Below are 18869 nucleotides of genomic sequence, written 5' to 3' on the forward strand. Positions count from 1 at the left end.
CGCGCCCGGCCCCCCCGGCCCGACCGCCCTTATGGCACCACACCCACCCCGCACACTACGCGCCCCGCCGGTTTTCCCGTGCGGGCCGCTTCGTGTCCTGCGCCCTCAGGGACCCTCGGGGACCCTGAGGGAATCCCCTCGGGGAAGCCCTTCCGGACGCCTCTTTCAAAACCCCTTTCGAGGGCCCCCTTCAGAAACCCCTCTCAGAAACCCCTCTCAGGAACCCAGCACCGAGGTCAGGAACTCCCCGACCCACGCCAGCAGCTCCCGCCCGACCAGCGGCCTGCCGCCCACCTTCGCGGTCTTCGGGCGCGGTACGAGGACCTGGTGCGCCGCCGGCTTGAGGACGCTGCCCGGGTACAGCCGCTTGAGCCGCAGCTCCTGCGACTCGCGCAACTCCACCGGGGCGAAGCGGATGTTGGCGCCCTGAAGCACGATCTCGCCGACGCCGCAGGCGCGTGCGAGCATGCGCAGGCCCGCCACCAGCAGCAGGTTCTCCACCGGCTCCGGCAACTTGCCGTAGCGGTCGACGAGTTCCTCCCGTACGGCCTTGATGTCCTCCTCGGTGGTGGCGGAGGCGATGGAGCGGTACGCCTGGAGGCGCAGCCGCTCGCCGGGGGCGTAGTCGTGCGGGACGTGCGCGTCGACGGGCAGTTCGATCTTGACCTCGAGCGGCGCCTCCTCCTCGGCCTCGCCCGTCTCCAGCTGGCGCCGGTAGTCCGCGACCGCCTCGCCGACCATCCGCACGTACAGGTCGAAGCCGACCCCGGCGATGTGGCCGGACTGCTCGCCGCCGAGCAGGTTGCCCGCGCCGCGGATCTCCAGGTCCTTCATCGCCACGTACATGCCCGCGCCCATCTCGGTGTGCTGGGCGATGGTGGCGAGCCGCTCGTGGGCGGTCTCGGTCAGCGGCTTCTCCGGCGGGTAGAGGAAGTAGGCGTAGCCGCGCTCGCGGCCCCGGCCGACCCGGCCGCGCAGCTGGTGCAGCTGGGACAGGCCGAAGGTGTCGCCGCGCTCGACGATCAGGGTGTTGGCGTTGGAGATGTCGATGCCGGACTCGACGATGGTCGTGGAGACCAGCACGTCGAACTTCTTCTCCCAGAAGTCGACCACGACCTGCTCCAGGGCCTGCTCCGACATCTGGCCGTGGGCGGTGGCGATGCGCGCCTCGGGCACGATCTCGCGCAGCCTGGCCGCCGCGCGGTCGATCGACTCGACGCGGTTGTGGATGTAGAAGACCTGGCCCTCGCGCAGCAGCTCGCGGCGGATGGCCGCGCCGATCTGCTTCTCCTCGTACGGCCCGACGAAGGTCAGCACCGGGTGCCGCTCCTCCGGCGGGGTGGTGATCGTCGACATCTCGCGGATGCCGGTGACCGCCATCTCCAGGGTGCGGGGGATCGGGGTGGCGGACATGGTCAGCACGTCCACGTTGGCCCGCAGCTTCTTCAGCTGCTCCTTGTGCTCGACGCCGAAGCGCTGCTCCTCGTCGACGATGACCAGGCCCAGGTCCTTGAACTTGGTCTCGGAGGAGAACAGCCGGTGGGTGCCGATGACGACGTCCACCGAGCCGTCGCGCAGGCCCTCCAGGACCGCCTTCGCCTCGGTGTCGGTCTGGAAGCGGGAGAGCGCCTTCACGTTCACCGGGAACTGGGCGTAGCGCTCGGAGAACGTCCCGTAGTGCTGCTGCACCAGCAGCGTGGTGGGCACCAGCACGGCCACCTGCTTGCCGTCCTGGACGGCCTTGAAGGCGGCCCGCACCGCGATCTCGGTCTTGCCGTAGCCGACGTCGCCGCAGATCAGGCGGTCCATCGGGACCGTCTTCTCCATGTCCTCCTTGACCTCGGCGATGGTGGTGAGCTGGTCGGGCGTCTCCGCGTAGGGGAAGGCGTCCTCCAGCTCGCGCTGCCAGGGCGTGTCGGGCGCGAAGGCGTGGCCGGGGGCGGCCATGCGGGCGCTGTAGAGCTTGATCAGGTCGGCGGCGATCTCCTTGACGGCCTTCTTCGCCCGCGCCTTGGTCTTGGTCCAGTCGGCGCCGCCCAGGCGGTGCAGGGTGGGGGCCTCGCCACCGACGTACTTGGTGATCTGCTCCAGCTGGTCGGTGGGGATGTAGAGGCGGTCGCCGGGCTGGCCGCGCTTGGCGGGGGCGTACTCCACGACCAGGTACTCGCGGGTGGCGCCCTGCACGGTGCGCTGCACCATCTCGATGTAACGGCCCACGCCGTGCTGCTCGTGGACGATGTAGTCGCCCGCCTCCAGGGTGAGCGGGTCGATGGTCTTGCGGCGCCGGGCGGGCATGCGGGCGCCGTCGCGGCCGGCGGCCTTCTGGCCGGTCAGGTCCGTCTCGGTCAGCACGGCCAGCTTCAGCGCCGGGTCGACGAAGCCGTGGTCGATGCAGCCGCACGCCACGTGCACGACGGAGGGGGCGATCTCCCCGAGGTCGGCGTCCAGGCGGGCCGCGATGCCCTCGCCGCCGAGCACCTCGACCGTACGGGCGGCCGGGCCGTGGCCCTCGGTGACGAACACCGTGCGCCAGCCGTCGGCGAGCCAGCCCTTGGTGTCGGCGAGGGCCTTGGCGGTGTCGCCGCGGTAGGTCTCGGGGGCGTGCATGCCCAGCGTGAGGGTGTCGGTGCCCAGTTCCTCGTCGGCGGCGAACGGCGACACCGACCACCACATCATGCCCAGCTCGCGGGCCCGCTCCCGCACGTCCGCGAGGGACCACAGCGAGGCGGCGCCGACGTCGATCGGTGCCTCCCCGCCGCCCGCGGTGGCGGCCCAGGACGCCTGGAGGAACTCCTGGCTGGTGGCGACGAGGTCGGCGGAGCGCGTGCGCACCCGCTCCGGGTCGCAGACGACGGCCATGGCGCCCTCGGGCAGCACGTCGAGCAGCAGCTCCATGTCGTCGACCAGGACCGGGGCGAGGGACTCCATGCCCTCCACCGCGATCCCCTCGGCGATCTTGCCGAGCAGTTCGCCCAGCTCCGGGTGGTCCTCGGCCAGGGCCCGCGCCCGCTCCCGCACCTCGTCGGTGAGCAGCAGCTCGCGGCAGGGCGGCGCCCACAGCCCGTGCTCGGCGACCTCCAGGGAGCGCTGGTCGGCGACCTTGAAGTAGCGGATCTCCTCGACGTCGTCGCCCCAGAACTCGACGCGCAGGGGGTGTTCCTCGGTGGGCGGGAACACGTCCAGGATGCCGCCGCGCACGGCGAACTCGCCGCGCTTCTCCACCAGTTCCACCCGCGCGTACGCGGCGGCGGCCAGGGCCTCGACGACATCGTTCAGATCGGCGCTCTGCCCGGTGCGCAGCGCCACCGGCTCCAGGTCGCCGAGCCCCTTGACCTGCGGCTGGAGCACGGACCGTACGGGGGCGACGACGACGGAGACCGGGCCGGTCTCGGGGTCGTCGGGGCGGGGGTGGGCGAGGCGGCGCAGGACGGCCAGGCGGCGGCCGACGGTGTCGCTGCGGGGGCTGAGCCGCTCGTGCGGGAGGGTCTCCCAGGACGGGTACTCCACCACGCCCTCGGGCGGCAGCAGGGAGCGCAGGGCGGCGGCGAGGTCCTCCGCCTCCCGCCCCGTCGCCGTCACGGCGAGTACGGGCCGGCCCGTCTCGCGGGCGAGCGCGGCGACCGTGAACGGGCGGGCCGCCGGGGGGCCGACCAGGTCGACGTGCGGGCGGTTGCCGTCGGCGGCCGCCTTGATCGCTTCCGCGAGGGCGGCGTCCTTGACGACGGCGTCGAGCAGACCGTGCAGGCTCATGGAGAGGTGCTTTCCGTCCGGGGGTGGACAACACGACAGGCCCGACGCGCGCCGCGGGCCGGGGGTGTCCAGCCTACGACTCCGCACCGGCGGACGCCGGTGCCTGTGGACAACGCCCCTTCCGGCGCCCTCCCTCGCACCTTTCCCGGCACCCTCACCGGCACCTTTCCCCGCGCCTCCTCCGGCACCTTCCCCGGCGCCCTTCCTCGACGCCCTTCCCCGGCACCCGGCCTCCGGCACACGGCAAACCGGCGCCGAGAAGCCCCCGTGGCTTCTCGGCACCGGCTCTCCCCGCCCGCGTCGGCCGCCGCGTCGGCCGCCGCGTCGCCGCGTGCGGCTATTCCGTCGCGATCGCGTTCAGCACGTTCATCCGGCCGGCCCGGAACGCCGGGACCAGAGCCGCGAACAGGCCCACGAACGCCGACCCGACGAACACCCCGATGATCGTCGGCCAGGGGATGTCGAGCACGTTCAGGCCCTCCAGCGCGAGCAGTCGCTGCGCGGTGGCGCCCCAGCCCATGCCCAGCCCCAGGCCCAGCAGGGCACCGAAGAGGGCGATGACCACGGACTCCAGGCGGATCATGCGGCGCAGCTGGCGGCGGGAGAGGCCGATCGCCCGCATCAGGCCGATCTCCCGGGTCCGCTCGACCACCGACAGGGCCAGGGTGTTCACCACGCCGAGCACCGCGACGATGATCGCCAGGGCGAGCAGGCCGTAGACCATGTTCAGCAACTGGCCGACCTGGTCCTTCAGCTCCTGCTTGTAGTCGGTCTGGTCCCGGACCTGGTACTGCGGGTACGGGTCGAGCGCCTTCTTCAGCGCCGCGTACGCCTGCTCCTCCTGGCCGTCCTTCGCCGTGGCGAACATGATCGTGTTCGGCGGGACCTTGTCGGCCGGGAGGTACTTCTGCATCGTCGCGATGCTGATGTAGCGGGCGCCCTGGTCGACGGCGGTGTCGTCGTCGGTGATGGCGGCGACCTTCAGCTTCGCCGTCCTGCCGCCCTCGAAGGCGACGGTGATGGTGTCGCCGACGCGCACGCCGTGCTTCTTCGCGTAGTCCGACCCGACCGACATCGCGTCCGTGCCGTAGGCGGCCGACAGGGTGCCGGCCGTCGTCGGGCGGCGCAGGTCCTGGGCGTAGGTCGGGTCGGCGGCCGTGACGCCGGTGTCGTCCTTCGCCCCGTCGGGGGAGGTCAGCGTGGCGTCGAGCGTCTTGTACCGGGTGACGTGCTCCAGGCCGGGCGTGTTCTTCATCACCCGCTCGGCCTGCGGCACGATCCGCTGGTTGCCCTGGACGATGAAGTCCGCGCCGACCGACTTGTCCAGCTCACCGGTGGCCGAGGCGACCATGGAGGAACCGACCACCGACAGGCAGGCCACCAGCGCCAGGCCGATCATCAGGGCCGCGCCCGTGGCGCCGGTGCGGCGCGGGTTGCGCAGGGCGTTGCGCTCGGCCATGCGGCCCACCGGCCCGAAGGCCCGCAGCAGCACCGCGCCGATCGCCCGCACGACCCCGCCCGCCAGCAGCGGCCCGACGACGACGAAGCCGATCAGGGACAGCACCACGCCCGCGCCCAGCAGCAGCGCGCCGTCACCGGCCTTGTCGGCCGTGCCCGCCGCGTACAGGGCCGCACCGCCCGCCGCGGTGAGGACCAGGCCGATCGCGGCGCGCAGCCACCCGGCCCTGCCGTCGGCCGGGGTCCCGGCGTCGCGCAGCGCGGCCATCGGGGAGACCTTCCCGGCGCGGCGGGCCGGCAGCCAGGCGGCCAGGACGGTGACCACGACGCCCAGGACCACGCCGGCCACCGGGGTGGTCGCCTTGACGGTCAGATCGTCGGTGGACAGGTTCATGCCCACCGCCGACATCACCTTCATCAGGCCGACGGCGATACCGACCCCGGCCGCGACGCCGAGGACCGACCCGACGACGCCGAGGAACAGCGCCTCGGTCAGCACCGAGCGGTTGACCTGGCGGCGGGAGGAGCCGATCGCCCGCATCAGGCCGATCTCGCGGGTGCGCTGGGCGACCAGCATCGAGAAGGTGTTGATGATCAGGAAGATGCCGACCAGGAACGCGATCCCGGCGAAGCCGAGCATGGCGTACTTGATGACGTCCATGAACTCGCCGACGTCCTTGCGGTTCTCGTCGGCGGCCTCCTGAGCCGTCTGGATCTTGTACGTGCCGTCCAGGGCCCGCGCGACGTTCCGTTTGAGCTCCGCGTCGGAGACGCCGTCCGCCGCGGTGACGTTGAGCTGCGTGAACCGGCCGGTGGCGCCGAGCAGTTCGCGCTGGGCGGTGGCCGTGTCGAAGAAGACGACGGCGGCACCGGGGTTGGTCACCGTGAAGGCGGCGACGCCCACGATCCGCGCCCTGATGTCCCCGGTCTGCGCGATGGTGCGCAGCTCGTCGCCGAGCTTCAGGCCGTGCTTGCCGGCGGTGTCGGCGTCGACCATCACCTCGGTCGGGCCGCGCGGGGCGTGCCCGGAGGTGATCTCCATCGACCTCAGGTCGTTCTTCGTCCAGTTGCCGGCGAGGGTCGGGGCGCCGCTGGTCGCGCCCACGTTGTCGTTGTCGCCGTCGACGACGGTCACGTTCATCGAGGAGACCGCGCCCTCGGCCGACTCGACGCCCTCGGCGGAACGGGCCCGCTCCAGCAGGGACGCGGGCAGGGACTCCGGCACGCCGCTCTGCGGAGCCTCCTCGCTCTCGGCGTCCTTGGGGGCGACCGTCACATCGGCGGAGCTGACCGCGAAGAGCTTGTCGAACGTCGTGTTCATGGTGTCCGTGAACACCAGCGTGCCGCACACGAACGCCACCGACAGCAGCACCGCCACCGCCGACAGCGCCATCCGGCCCTTGTGCGCGAAGAAGTTGCGCAGCGAGGTCTTCAGCACGGTCATGACGTACGTCCCCGGGCGTCGAAGTCCTTCATGCGGTCCAGGACCTGCTCGGCGGTGGGCTGGAGCATCTCGTCGACGATGCGGCCGTCGGCGAGGTACAGCACCCGGTCCGCGTAGGAGGCGGCCACCGGGTCGTGCGTCACCATCACGATGGTCTGGCCCAGTTCGTCCACCGACCGCCGCAGGAAGCCCAGCACCTCGGCGCCGGCGCGGGAGTCGAGGTTGCCGGTCGGCTCGTCACCGAAGATGATCTCGGGCCGGGCGGCGAGCGCCCGCGCCACCGCGACACGCTGCTGCTGGCCGCCGGACAGCTGGGTCGGCCGGTGCTTGAGCCGCCCGGCCAGCCCCACGGTGTCCACGACCCGCGCCAGCCACTCCTTGTCCGGCTTGCGGCCCGCTATGTCCATGGGCAGCGTGATGTTCTCGATCGCGTTCAGCGTCGGCAGCAGGTTGAACGCCTGGAAGATGAACCCGATCCGGTCCCGGCGCAGCTGGGTGAGCTTCTTGTCCTTCAGTCCGGTGATCTCGGTGTCGTCCAGGTGGATCTGCCCGGACGTGACGGTGTCGAGGCCGGCCAGGCAGTGCATCAGCGTGGACTTGCCGGACCCCGAGGGACCCATGATCGCGGTGAACTGCCCGCGGGCGATGTCCACGTCCACGTGGTCGAGGGCGACGACCCGGGTCTCCCCGGCCCCGTAGGCCTTCACGACCTGCCGCGCCCGCGCGGCAACGGCCGTACGCCCTCCAGTGCTCCCATGCCTGGGAATGGTCACGGCCGATGTCATGTCAAGTCTCCCATGTCGGTCATCAGGTGAGCCGCCGGTGCCGGCGGAGGATGGGTCGGAGGTGAGTCGACGACGGGTCAGCCCCTGCCGTCCGCGCTGTTGTGCTGCTGTACTGCCCGTGCTCTGTCCGTGCTGTTGTACTGCTCGCACTGTCCGTACTGCCCGCACTGCCCGTGCCCACGAGTCTGGCCGACCCGGGCGCCGGGCGCGCTGGTGTTCAGCGCACTCTTCCGCTGGGGAAAACCCCACCCCCACAAGTCCGGTGCGCCGCCCCCCAGCGGCGTAAAGCCAGGTTAAGGACGGCACCGGTCCCGTCTCGTCCTCCGACGGTACGAACCCTCCCCGAGCCGTAGTACGGAGGTACCCCTAGGGGCAGTCCTCCCGTCGGCGGAGCACACCTGGGGGGCCGCCTCCTCCCCCGACGCACCCGGCGTCCGCCCTCCCCCCGCCCCAGGCTCGGATGGGAAGCTGCTCCCGGCAGATGGATGCAGGGGGAAACGACACAGGGAGGAACCCGGGGTGGGCAGCACCAGACCGGCGGCACGCGACAGCGAACGGCACACCGTCACACACCGGCGCGGCGCGGTGGTCGCCGCCTTGATGCTGGCGATGGCGCTGGCGGCCCTGGACTCCACCATCGTCTCCACCGCCGTACCCCAGATCGTCGGCGACCTCGGCGGGTTCTCCGTCTTCTCCTGGCTGTTCTCCGGCTACCTGCTGGCCGTCACCGTCACCCTGCCCGTCTACGGCAAGCTCTCCGACACCTTCGGCCGCAAACCGGTCCTGGTCGCGGGCGCCGCGCTCTTCCTCCTCGGCTCCCTGCTGTGCGCGCTGGCCTGGAACATGGCCGCCCTCATCGCCTTCCGCGTGGTCCAGGGCCTGGGCGGCGGCGCCCTGCAGGGCACGGTGCAGACCCTCGCCGCCGACCTCTACCCGCTGGAGGAACGCCCGAAGATCCAGGCCCGGCTGTCCACGGTGTGGGCGGTGTCCGCGGTGGCGGGCCCCGGACTGGGCGGCGTCCTCGCCGCGTACGCCGACTGGCGGTGGATCTTCCTGGTCAACCTGCCCATCGGGGCCGTCGCGCTGTGGCTGATCGTCCGCCACCTCCACGAGCCGCAGCGGGAGACGCCCCCGGGGGCGCCCGGGGCCCGCCCCCGCGTCGACTGGGCGGGCGCGCTGGCGGTGTTCGCCTGCGGCGGCGCCCTGCTCACCGCGCTGGTGCAGGGCGGGGTGGCCTGGCCGTGGCTGTCGCCGCCCTCCCTCGCCCTCTTCGGCACCGGCCTGGTCCTGCTCGCCGCCGTGGTGGTGATCGAACGCCGGGCGGCGGAACCGATCATCCCCGGCTGGGTGTGGCGGCGGCGCACGATCGCCGCGGTCAACCTCGCGCTCGGCGCGCTGGGGCTGCTGATGGTGGCGCCGACGGTGTTCCTGCCGACGTACGCCCAGTCCGTGCTGGGCCTGGCCCCCGTCGCCGCCGGTTTCGTCCTGTCCGTCTGGACGCTGAGCTGGCCGGCGTCGGCGGCGCTGAGCCAGCACGTGTACCGCAGGATCGGCTTCCGCAACACCGCGATGCTCGGCATCGGCGCGGCCGCCCTGATCCTGGCCGCCTTCCCCCTCCTGCCCTACCCCGGCCGCGCCTGGCAGCCGACCCTGCTGATGCTGGTGCTCGGCGCCGCGCTCGGCCTGTTCCAGCTGCCGCTCATCGTCGGCGTGCAGTCGACGGTGGGGTGGTCGGAGCGGGGGACGGCGACCGCGTCCGTCCTGTTCTGCCGGCAGACCGGGCAGACCGTCGGCGCGGCCGTCTTCGGCGCGATCGCCAACGGCGTGCTGGCCGCCCGGCTCGGCGGCTCCGGCGACCTCGACTCGGTCACCCGCGCCCTCGAGGCGGGCACCGTCCCCGAGGCGACCCGCCGCGCCATCGCCGACGCCGTCCACGCCGTCTACCTGGGGGCGGCGGGCGCGGCGGCGCTGGCGTTCGCCGTCCTGCTCCTGCTGGCACCGCGGAAATTCCCCGTCCTCAAGGACTGACCCGCGCCTATGCTCACGCCATGGTGACTCTGGAACGGCTGCGCGCCGGCCACGCGGACGCGCTGTGGGCCTTCGAACGAGAGAACCGCGCGTACTTCGCCCGCTCCGTGCCCGACCGCGGAGACGCCTACTTCACCCCGGCCGGGTTCGCCGCACGCCACCGGGCCCTCCTGGCGGAGCAGCACGCGGGCGACTGCCACTTCCACGTCGTCCTGGACGACGACGGCCGCCTGGTGGGCCGCGTGAACCTGGTCGACGTGGCGGACGGCTCCGCCGAGCTCGGCTACCGCGTCGGCGAACGCGCCGCGGGCCGGGGCGTGGCGACGGCGGCCGTCGCCGAGGTCTGCCGGCTGGCCGCCGCCGACTACGGGCTCGTCTCCCTCACCGCGGTCACCACCCTCGACAACCCCGCCTCCCTGACCGTCCTGGCCCGCAACGGTTTCACGCGGGTGGCGGAGCTCCAGGTCGACGGCCGCCCCGGCGTCCGCTGTGTGCGCGGGATCCCCGGTCCGCCGGTCCCTGGTCCGCCGCCGGGCGAGGGGGCGGGCGGCGGCGCTACTCCCCCGCCCGCGCCGACAACGCGCTGAGCCGGCTGCGCGCCCGGTCCATCTGGGCCCGGACGACGTCCCAGCGTTCGCCGTGCTCACGCAGGACCCGTTCCGTCTCCCGCGTGATCCGTTCCTCGCGCACCCGTGCCTCGGCGAGCACCTCCGCCGCCCGGGCCCGTGCTTCCTCCGGCCGGCGCCGAGCCGCTTCCCGGGCCTCGGCCAGCTCCCGCTCCGCCTCGGCCAGCGCGTCCTCGGCCCGTGCCAGCAGCTCCGCGTGGTGCGCCTCCAGCGCCGCCGCCCGCTCCGCCTCGGCCCGCTCCTCGCGCGCCCACCGCTCGGCCTCCTCCCGGGACCGGACGGCGAGCATGTCCTCCGCGCGCCGCCGCGCCTCCCGCAGGACGGCCAGCGCCTCGCGGCGGCTCGCCTTCACCGCGCGCCGGGACGTGATCCGTACCTCGTCGGCCTCCGCGCGCGCCGCGAGCAGCCGTTGCCGAGCGTGTTCGTCGGCCTCGGCGCGTACGGCATCGGCGTACGCCTGCGCGGCCTCGCGTACGCCTGTCGCGTACGCCCGCGCTTCCTCCCTCACGCGCTCCGCCGCGCGCCGTGCGCCCTCCGAAACCGCGGCGGCCTCCTCCTGCACGAGCCGGAACACGCTCTGCGCGCGCTCCCCGAGCGTCTCGTACGTCTGCGGCGCGAGGCGCGACACCGCCTCCCGCAGCCGGGCCGCCTCCTCCTCCATCTCCCGGGCGAGCACGGTCAGCCGGGCCGCCCTCTCCCAGGCGGCGTCCCGCTCCGCGAAGAGAGCGTCGGCACAGGCGTCGACCTGCTCGGGACGGTAGCCGCGCCCCCGTACGGCCACGAAGCCGTGGGGCGACCCGGATGCGCTGCTCATGCGCACATCCTGAAGGATCAGACGTAAGTACCATAAACCGACACTCCGCACATCATCCGAACGCGGTCGGCCTCAGCCCTGGTCCCGGTCCTGGCCCCGGGAACGCCGGGGGGGCCGGGCCCGGTCGGCGTCACGCCCGACCGGCCCCGGCCCCTCGACATCCGTCGGCATCCCCCGGCGTCCGCCGGACTCCGTCAGCGACCGCGGGTCACAGCAACCCGTCCCACATCTGCTCCAGCAGCACCGACCACCAGCTCTCGGGCGAGCCGAGCGCCGCCGGGTCCAGGGCGGCCAACTGGGCCTGGAAGTCGACGGTCCAGCGGCCCGCCTGCTCCTGGTTCAGCCCGAACCTCAGCCGCCACATCCGCCCCAGCAGCGCCAGGCAGCGGGCGAACTCCGGCAGCCCGGTGTTCACGAACTGCGGCGGCACCGGCGTACCACCCGGCCCCGCCTCCACCGGCACCGCGACGATGTGCGCCGTGCCGTACTGCACACAGATCGCCTTGCCGAAGTCGCTGCCCACGACCAGGTACGAGCCCGCGTCCGGCGCCGGCTGCACACCCCGCTCGGCCGCCAGCTCCGCCAGCGTCGGCACCGGACGGCCCGGCTGGGCCTGCGCCCAGAAGAACGGGCCCATGTCCACCGGCAGGCCCGCCACCACCAGCGTGTGCGCCACGACCGGCGGCACTCCCTGCCGGGACACGGCCTGCTGCTCGAACCGGAAGATCCCCGGCCCGAACGCCCCCGCCAGCTCCTGCGCGACCGCCTCCGGCGGCACCGGCGGCAGCGCCTGCACCGGCGGCAGCGGCGCCCGCACCGGAGCCGGACGCGCCGGACCGTCGGCGACCTGGTGCAGCTCGCCCTGGTGCGCCAGCAGTTGCTGCATGCCCTGCTGCCGGCTCGCGTGATCCGTGCCGTACGGGGCGATCGACGTGATCCGCGCCTGCGGCCACTGCTCCCGGATCATCCGCGCGCAGTACGCCCCCGGCAGCTCACACGACTCCAGCTCCGTGTGCAGCTCCAGCACCTGGCCCGGCGGCACGTTCATGGCACGCAGCTCGTGGAAGATCTGCCACTCCGGGTGCGGCATGCCCGGCGCCGAACGCCGGATCAGCTGCTGCTCGGACCCGTCCTGCGCCCGGTAGCGCAACACGGCCTGGTAGCCCGGACCGACGGTCGGCTGCCCGACGGGCGGCTGCGGATAGCCGTACGCCGGAGACTGACCGGGCACGGGCCCGCCGGGCTGCGGCTGTCCCGGCGGAGGCATCGCACCGGGCTGAGGCACCACGCCGGACTGCGGCTGACCGGGCTGAGGCACCGCGCCAGGCTGAGGCTGCCCCGGCGGAGGCACCGCGCCAGGCTGAGGCATCACGCCAGGCTGCGGCTGACCGGGCTGAGGCACCGCGCCGGACTGCGGCTGCCCCGGCGGAGGCACCGCGCCGGGCTGAGGCATCACGCCAGGCTGCGGCTGACCGGGCTGAGGCACCGCGCCAGGCTGAGGTTGCCCAGGCGGAGGCATCGCACCGGGCTGAGGCATCACGCCGGACTGCGGCTGACCGGGCGGAGGCACCGCGCCGGACTGCGGCTGACCCGGCGGAGGCATCGCACCGGGCTGAGGCATCACGCCGGACTGCGGCTGACCGGGCGGAGGCACCGCGCCGGGCGGCATGGGCGGGGGCGCACCATGTCCGGCGGGAGCGCCGGGGGCCGGCGGAGGCGTGCCGGGAACCGGCGGCGGAGGCGGCGTGCCGGGTCCGCCCACCGGGGGCGCGGCCAGCATGGTGTCCGCATGGTGCACGGAACCCTGCCCGCCCGGTGCGCCACCCGGCCCGCCCGGCCCACCCGGAACGCCGGGCACACCAGGCGGCCCCGGAGGCTGCGGGGCACCGGGAACCCCGGAAGCACCCGGAACGCCAGGAGGTACAGAGGGCCCAGGAGGCCCAGGAGGCCCAGACGGCTGCGGAGCACCCGGAGTGCCAGGCATACCCGGACCCACAGGAGCCTCGGAAGGAACGGGAGGACCGGGAGGACCGGAAGGCTGCGGAGCTCCCGCCCCACCAGGCCCCTGCGGCCCCTCGGGCCCGGTCACCGAAACCACCTGCGTCGGTACGTAACCACCCACCGGAGCACCCGGGGCACTCGGAGTCCCCGGAACACCCGGCGGCGGAGGCGTCGGCGGCCCGGACATACCCTGCGGCGGCACGGCCGGCGTCGCAGGCACGGCCGGCGGTTCGTCGTCGGCATCGCCCGACGGCGACGCGGACACGGTCTCGGGCAGCGGAACGGAACGGTCGTCCTCGGCGTACGCACTGGTGTCCGTACCGGTCCAGGGCGTCGCCCCCGGCGGCACGACCGGCGCACCCGGCGCCGACACACCCCCACCGCCACCGCCACTACCGGCACCGGCATCTCCCGCACCGGAGCCCTCAGAGCCGCCCTCCTCCGCACCGCCACCCCGGCGATCCGAACCCCCCATCCGGTCCGCCGCCTCCTGCAACCACTCCGGCGGCGTCAGCAAGAACGACGTCTGGTTCAGGTCCACGCGCGCCGCGGGCGCCGCGGGCGCCGGCTCGTCCCCCGTGTCCGGACGGCCGTACTCCTCCTCGTACCGGCGGATCACCTCACCCACCGGCAGCGCCGGCCACAGCGTCGCCTCGCCGCTGTCCCGCGCGATCACCAGCCGCTGCGCGCCCCCGTCCGAACGCGGCCCGTCCGCCCGGTCCTCCGGCCACACCACGAACCCGAGCTCGAACTCCCGCACCCGCACCTCGCGGTGCTGGTACGCCGGCACGTCACCGTTGATCCATTCCTCGGCGCGCTCCTGCGCCTGCGCGAACGTCACCATCGCTCAGCTCACTCCCCGACCGAGGCCGCGGAAGCCGCGGAAGACTCAGAGGACCCGGACGCCCCGGAGGACCCAGAGGACCCAGAGGACCCGGAGGACCCGGAGGACCCGGAGGACCCGGAGGACCCGGAGGACCCGGAGGACCCGGAAGAATCGGCGGACACCGGCACCACGCGCGCGAAGCCCCCGTCCACCATCAGATTCGCCACCGTCTCCAGTTCCGGCGGGGAACCCGCCAGCCGCGACAGGAAGGCGTCGAAGTCCTCCCCGCACGGCAGCAGCAGCCGCTCCATCCGCTCCTCCGGCGTCCACGACGGATCCACGTCCCGCGCGTCGTCGTACGCGCAGAACCACACCGACCCGGCCCGGTCGCCCTTCACCTTCACGGCCAGCAACCCGCCCTGGACGAAGGCGACTCCCAGGTAATCCTTCGTCAGGTGGTCCCGCAGACACTTGTTGACGTACACCAGATCGTTGACGGCCGCCTCGTCCCGCACCGTGAAGAACGGCTGGTCCACCAGCAGCCCCAGCTCCGCGTCGAGCGCCGTCCCCACCGGCGCACACCCGCCCGCCGCCTTCAGGAACGACCGGTACGCACCCGGCAGCCGGTACCCGAGATCCTCCTCGACCCCCTGCACCTGCTGCTCCGTCACCGCCACGCCCGACTTCGGCAGCCCGAAGTGCGCCGGGCGCGTCTCCTGCAGCGGACGCGTCCCCCGCTTGCCCTGGTCGACGTGGGCGGTCGCGATCCCCCCGTGGTGCCGCAGCAACGCCTTCACCTCGACCGGAACCAGCTCCAGCCGCCGCGTGCCCGCCACGTGGTGCCACGTCCAGCCGTGCGGCGTCGCCACCGCCGCCACCGTGTCCCACAGCGCGTGCCCGCTCGCCGACAGCGCCGCGTTCGCCGACACGTAGTCCGTCAGCCGCAACTCGTCGACGCCGAAACCCTCCGGCGGGTCCGCGATCTCCACCGCCGCCCGCGCGTACGGCGAGAAATCGGGAAGACCGCGCTCGTCCACCCGCACCCCCCGCGGATGACGGGCCGCCCTGACCGGGTCCGGGAAATGCACGACCTGCCCGGCGTAGGCCGCGTTCGGCGGCACGGCTCGTCCACCGGCCTGGGGGCCGGGAGGTGCCCCCAGCCCGAGCCGACCTGTCGTCATGACGGTTGCCCCCTGCGGCATTCAGTACGGCCCGCAGAACCACCTCTGGCGCACCACGGCCCGTATCGACTGTCACGTCTAGCTGTAGCTGACTGGAAGGCGGTCCACCCCACTCGGCGTCCCACCGCCCCCGGGCCCCGCGCATCACCGCACGGCCCGCGGTGACGACAGCCTATGCGGTGCGACGACACCGGTCACCGGCACGGCCACCGGCCCCCACCACCACCGTGACCGGCCGTCACCCGACCGTGACAGCCTGCTCGAACACCAGCGCGTCACCCTGCCCCAGCTTCCGCACCGGCCACGCCATTTGGCACCCTGTGACCTCCGGGGGGATGCTCAGGAGGGGAAGACGATCATGAGCGTGACGCACACGAGACCACACACGGGACCGCACACGGGCCGCACCGGCGACCCCCGCGTCGGCTGGAGCGCCACCGACGCCCCCCACGCCCCCACCCTCCGCCACCGCCGCGACGGCATACTCCCCACCGTCGCCGCCGCCCTCTCCGTCCGCGGCACCACCCTCACCGGCACCGCCGCCCGCGGCGACACACCCCCCGCACTCCACCCCCTCGTCCAGGACTTCCTCGACACCCTCACCAGCGGCCAGCGCGACCGCTTCACCGGCCGCTGCGCCGAGACCATCCTCATCTCCCGGCACATCACCGCCGCCGACGCCGCCCGCAGCAAACGCGCCAGCCGCAGGCCCATGACCAACGGCGAAGCCCGCAAAGCCCTCAAACACGCCAAACTCACCGCCCGCCGCATCCGCGAGGACGGCGACCCCCTCCACGGCAGCTTCGCCGCCCCCTGCCGCGCCTGCACCGCCCTCAGCGCCCACTTCGGCGTCCGCATCGTCGACCCCGCGGCCGGCACCTGACCACCACCCCCACGCCCCGCGGCCGGCACCTGACCACCACACCCGCGCCCCGCACCCGGGAACCACCCGCACCACCACATCACCGCACGACGAACGAAGGGCAGATGCACACCGACCGCACCTCGACCACGCGCTTCCCCGTCCCCGTCGACGCCGCCCTGCGCGCCGCCGGCTGGCAACCCGGACGCTGGGACATCAAACAGGCCGAGATCTGGGCCGACACCCTGCGCGACCACACCTCACCCGCCGGACACCGCCACACCGTCTTCCCCGCCGCCGTGGAAGCCTGGGCCGAATTCGGCGGCCTCACCATCACCCCCACCGGCCCCGGCCGCCAGATCGCCCCCGCGGCCCTCCACCTCGACCCCCTGCACGGCCTCCACCTCGCCCGCACCCTCGGCGACCTCGGCCGCGCCCTCGACACCCAGGTCAGCCCCCTCGGCACCGAGACCGACACCCAGGCCCTGCTCGCCATCGACGCCGAAGGCCGCGTCTACGCCCTCGACCACACCGGCGACTGGTACCTCGGCCCCGACTTCGACCAGGCCCTCACCACCCTCGTCACCGGCATCCAGCCCGTACGCCTCACCGCGGGCTGACCCCCACCGCCCCCACCGGCCCCCACGACGCCCCCACCACTACGGCGCCGGAATCACCGCCGACACCCGGAAGCCCCCCGCCTCCGTCGGCCCCGACACGAACACCCCGCCCAGCGCGACGACCCGCTCCCTCATCCCCACCAGACCATTGCCACCCGACGGCAACCGCGCCGACGACGCCGACGAACCCTCCGGCGGCGGCTCGTTCTCCACCTGCATCGCGATCTCCGACGCCCGGTACGCCAGCCGCACGTGCGTCTTCGCCCCCGCCGCGTGCTTGTGGACGTTCGTCAGCGCCTCCTGCACCACCCGGAACGCCGTCTGCTCCACCTCCGCCGCACACGACCGCGCCTCACCCTCCACGGACAGATCCACGACCATCCCCGCCGCCGCCGACTGCCCGACCAGCTCCTCCAGCTCGGCCAGACACGGACCGCCCTCCTCCACGGCCGCCCGCGACGCCGCCGCGGCGGCCGCCGCCCCCACCGCCGCCAGCGGCGGCGCCGACACCGCCCGCTCCCGGGGCTCCGCCCCACCACTGCGCAGCACCCCGAGCATCTCCCGCAACTCGGTCAGCGCCTGCCGCCCCATGTCCCCCACCAGCGCGGCGTTCTTCACCGCCTTCTCCGGGTCCTTCCGCGCCACCGCCTGCAACGCCGCCGCGTGCACCACCATCAGACTCACCCGGTGCGCGACGACGTCGTGCATCTCCCGCGCGATCCGCGTCCGCTCCTCGCTCCTGGCCCACTCGGCCCGCTCCTCGGCCCGCTCCGCCAGCAGCTGAAGCTCCCGCTCCAGGCTGTCCGCCCGCTCCCGCAGGCTCTCCATCAGCCGCCGCCGCGCCCCCACGTACAGCCCCAGCAGCACCGGAGGCGCCGTCAGCCCCAGCGACGCGGTGACCGACGCGAACGGCACGAACCAGTCCCCGAGGTCCAGCTCCCCCCGCGCCATGTCCTGCCGCACCCGCACGAACATCACGATCATCGTGCCCAGCAGCGACATCCCCGCCAGCGCGCCGATGATCCGGCGCGGCAGCTCGGAGGCCGCCAGCGTGTACAGGCCGACGATGCCCATCAGGAAACCCATCTGGGCCGGCGTGACCGCGATCGCCACCAGCACCACCGCGATCGGCCACTGCCGCCGCACCAGCAGCACAGAACCGGCCAGCAGCCCGAACACCACCCCCGCCGCCACCGGGACCCCCGCGTCCCGGGCGAACGGAACCCCCTCCGCCGCGCACTCCAGCGCGGACACCACGGCCAGCCCGGCATCGAGCACGGCCCCCCGCCGCCTGGCCCACCACCACGGCCCTCCCCGGGCCGTCACATGGTCTTCCCCCGTCGTGGTCATGTCTCCAGCCTACGGGCGCGGGGTGCGGCTTTTCCGGCGAGTTTCCCCCACCGGACCACCACAGTCCGTGACAACTCCGCAGGCGAAACGAACCGATTTCCCCCGAACTGCTGAACCGCACACCGTTCGACCCCGGACCCCATCATTCCGCCCGGACGGTATGCCCATGGCACGTGCAACCGGCAAATACGCCGACTTCGAGGGACTGCGGGAACGGGCGGTGGCCCTGCGCCGGGCGGGCTACAGCCTCCGCCAGATCCGCGACGAACTGAAGATCTTCAACAACGACCTCCTCAACAAGCTGCTCAAGGGCGAGCCGCCGCCCCCGTGGACGAAGCGCCCGAACGCGAAGGACGACCTGCGGGAGAGGGCGCGGGAGCTCCGGCTCCAAGGCTGGACCTACGACCGGATCGAGGCGGAGCTGGGCTGCTCCCGCAGCTCGGTCTCGCTGTGGGTGCGGGACCTGCCGAAGCCAGAGCGCAAGCGCAGCCCCGCGGAAGCGGCCACGATCGCCCGGCGGGGCTGGGAAGCGAAGCTGCGGATCCGCGAGGAGGAACGTCAGCGCACCAAGGAGGCCGCCAAGCAGGCTGTCGGCAAATTGTCATCCCGCGAACTGTTCTTGCTGGGCGTCGGCCTGTACTGGGCGGAAGGCGGAAAGGACAAGCCGTACGACCGCCGCGAGAACGTCACCTTCGTCAACAGCGACCCCGGCATGATCAGGGTCTTCCTGGCCTGGCTGGACCTGCTGGGAGTCGAGCGCGAGCGCCTCCGGTTCACCGTCATGATCCACGAGTCTGCGGACGTGGCGGGCGCCGAACGATACTGGGCCGGTCTCGTCGGTGCCGACCGCTCCGCGTTCAACAAGACCACACTCAAGAAGCACAACCCGAAGACGGTGCGCAAGAACGTCGGCGACTCCTACCGGGGGTGCCTCGTGATCAAAGTCCTGAAGGGTGCCGAGCTGTACCGTCGCATCGAAGGCTCTTGGTACGGCATAGTGTTGGGTGCCGACTCGGCGACCTGACCGAATGTCCGGTTTGGTCGAGTTTCATCCCCCATGGTGTAATCAGGCAGCACTGAGGGTTTTGGTCCCTTAAGTTCAGGTTCGAATCCTGATGGGGGAG

12 protein-coding genes are annotated in these 18869 nt (G+C 73.2%); 5 read left to right on the forward strand and 7 right to left on the reverse strand.

Annotated elements, in window-relative coordinates; all coding sequences use genetic code 11:
* Window positions 1-216 precede the first annotated feature (216 nt).
* From mfd to ABZ340_RS06235, 3 genes are all read right to left on the reverse strand, one after another.
* Entirely contained in the window at window positions 217-3750 is a 3534-nt protein-coding gene (gene mfd / locus ABZ340_RS06225; RefSeq protein ID WP_358780566.1) for a transcription-repair coupling factor, read from the reverse strand.
* 337 nt (window positions 3751-4087) lie between these two features.
* Complete coding sequence (locus ABZ340_RS06230) at window positions 4088-6652, reverse strand: FtsX-like permease family protein (protein ID WP_358780567.1); 2565 nt, start codon at window positions 6650-6652, stop codon at window positions 4088-4090.
* Window positions 6649-7437, reverse strand: coding sequence for an ABC transporter ATP-binding protein (locus tag ABZ340_RS06235; protein WP_358780568.1), 789 nt, complete (start codon window positions 7435-7437; stop codon window positions 6649-6651). Before ABZ340_RS06235 ends, ABZ340_RS06230 begins: the two co-directional genes overlap by 4 nt.
* Before the next feature lie 519 nt (window positions 7438-7956).
* On the opposite strand from ABZ340_RS06235, the gene ABZ340_RS06240 reads away from it, so the two are divergent.
* Both ABZ340_RS06240 and ABZ340_RS06245 read left to right on the forward strand, forming a co-directional pair.
* Window positions 7957-9465 carry an MFS transporter gene (locus ABZ340_RS06240; protein WP_358780569.1) on the forward strand — a complete coding sequence of 503 codons (1509 nt, stop codon included), beginning with the start codon at window positions 7957-7959 and terminating at the stop codon, window positions 9463-9465.
* A gap of 20 nt (window positions 9466-9485) precedes the next feature.
* Window positions 9486-10052 (forward strand): GNAT family N-acetyltransferase, encoded by a 567-nt coding sequence (locus ABZ340_RS06245; RefSeq protein WP_358780570.1) that lies wholly within the window; start codon window positions 9486-9488, stop codon window positions 10050-10052.
* On the opposite strand, the gene ABZ340_RS06250 is transcribed toward ABZ340_RS06245, so the two are convergent.
* From ABZ340_RS06250 to ABZ340_RS06260, 3 genes are all read right to left on the reverse strand, one after another.
* Window positions 10021-10905 (reverse strand): cellulose-binding protein, encoded by an 885-nt coding sequence (locus tag ABZ340_RS06250; protein ID WP_358780571.1) that lies wholly within the window; start codon window positions 10903-10905, stop codon window positions 10021-10023. The two genes, ABZ340_RS06245 and ABZ340_RS06250, sit on opposite strands and share 32 nt — an antisense overlap.
* A gap of 208 nt (window positions 10906-11113) precedes the next feature.
* Complete coding sequence (locus tag ABZ340_RS06255; RefSeq protein ID WP_358780572.1) at window positions 11114-13750, reverse strand: SUKH-4 family immunity protein; 2637 nt, start codon at window positions 13748-13750, stop codon at window positions 11114-11116.
* Window positions 13751-13758: 8 nt separating this feature from the next.
* Entirely contained in the window at window positions 13759-14913 is a 1155-nt protein-coding gene (locus ABZ340_RS06260) for an SMI1/KNR4 family protein (protein ID WP_358780573.1), read from the reverse strand.
* 358 nt (window positions 14914-15271) lie between these two features.
* Here ABZ340_RS06260 and ABZ340_RS06265 point away from each other — a divergent pair, with 358 nt between their 5' ends.
* A complete protein-coding gene (locus ABZ340_RS06265; protein ID WP_358780574.1) occupies window positions 15272-15796 on the forward strand; it encodes a YwqJ-related putative deaminase in 525 nt (174 codons plus the stop codon).
* A gap of 104 nt (window positions 15797-15900) precedes the next feature.
* Window positions 15901-16395 carry an SUKH-3 domain-containing protein gene (locus ABZ340_RS06270; protein WP_358780575.1) on the forward strand — a complete coding sequence of 165 codons (495 nt, stop codon included), beginning with the start codon at window positions 15901-15903 and terminating at the stop codon, window positions 16393-16395.
* A 39-nt stretch (window positions 16396-16434) separates the two neighbouring features.
* On the opposite strand, the gene ABZ340_RS06275 is transcribed toward ABZ340_RS06270, so the two are convergent.
* Window positions 16435-17745: a histidine kinase gene (locus ABZ340_RS06275; RefSeq protein WP_358780576.1), complete on the reverse strand. Its 1311-nt coding sequence runs from the start codon at window positions 17743-17745 to the stop codon at window positions 16435-16437.
* A 166-nt stretch (window positions 17746-17911) separates the two neighbouring features.
* Here ABZ340_RS06275 and ABZ340_RS06280 point away from each other — a divergent pair, with 166 nt between their 5' ends.
* Window positions 17912-18769, forward strand: coding sequence for a hypothetical protein (locus ABZ340_RS06280; protein ID WP_358780577.1), 858 nt, complete (start codon window positions 17912-17914; stop codon window positions 18767-18769).
* The last annotated feature ends 100 nt before the right edge of the window (window positions 18770-18869 follow it).

Origin of the sequence: Streptomyces sp. NPDC006134, assembly GCF_040628835.1 — a bacterium.
GTDB lineage: Bacteria > Actinomycetota > Actinomycetes > Streptomycetales > Streptomycetaceae > Streptomyces.

Excerpts from the sequence above, each read along its gene's own strand:
- mfd (WP_358780566.1), bottom strand. The coding sequence starts at position 3,750 with ATGAGCCTGCACGGTCTGCTCGACGCCGTCGTCAAGGACGCCGCCCTC.
- ABZ340_RS06230 (WP_358780567.1), bottom strand. The coding sequence starts at position 6,652 with ATGACCGTGCTGAAGACCTCGCTGCGCAACTTCTTCGCGCACAAGGGC.
- ABZ340_RS06235 (WP_358780568.1), bottom strand. The coding sequence starts at position 7,437 with ATGACATCGGCCGTGACCATTCCCAGGCATGGGAGCACTGGAGGGCGT.
- ABZ340_RS06245 (WP_358780570.1), top strand. The coding sequence starts at position 9,486 with ATGGTGACTCTGGAACGGCTGCGCGCCGGCCACGCGGACGCGCTGTGG.
- ABZ340_RS06250 (WP_358780571.1), bottom strand. The coding sequence starts at position 10,905 with ATGAGCAGCGCATCCGGGTCGCCCCACGGCTTCGTGGCCGTACGGGGG.
- ABZ340_RS06255 (WP_358780572.1), bottom strand. The coding sequence starts at position 13,750 with ATGGTGACGTTCGCGCAGGCGCAGGAGCGCGCCGAGGAATGGATCAAC.
- ABZ340_RS06260 (WP_358780573.1), bottom strand. The coding sequence starts at position 14,913 with ATGACGACAGGTCGGCTCGGGCTGGGGGCACCTCCCGGCCCCCAGGCC.
- ABZ340_RS06265 (WP_358780574.1), top strand. The coding sequence starts at position 15,272 with ATGAGCGTGACGCACACGAGACCACACACGGGACCGCACACGGGCCGC.
- ABZ340_RS06270 (WP_358780575.1), top strand. The coding sequence starts at position 15,901 with ATGCACACCGACCGCACCTCGACCACGCGCTTCCCCGTCCCCGTCGAC.
- ABZ340_RS06275 (WP_358780576.1), bottom strand. The coding sequence starts at position 17,745 with ATGACCACGACGGGGGAAGACCATGTGACGGCCCGGGGAGGGCCGTGG.
- ABZ340_RS06280 (WP_358780577.1), top strand. The coding sequence starts at position 17,912 with ATGGCACGTGCAACCGGCAAATACGCCGACTTCGAGGGACTGCGGGAA.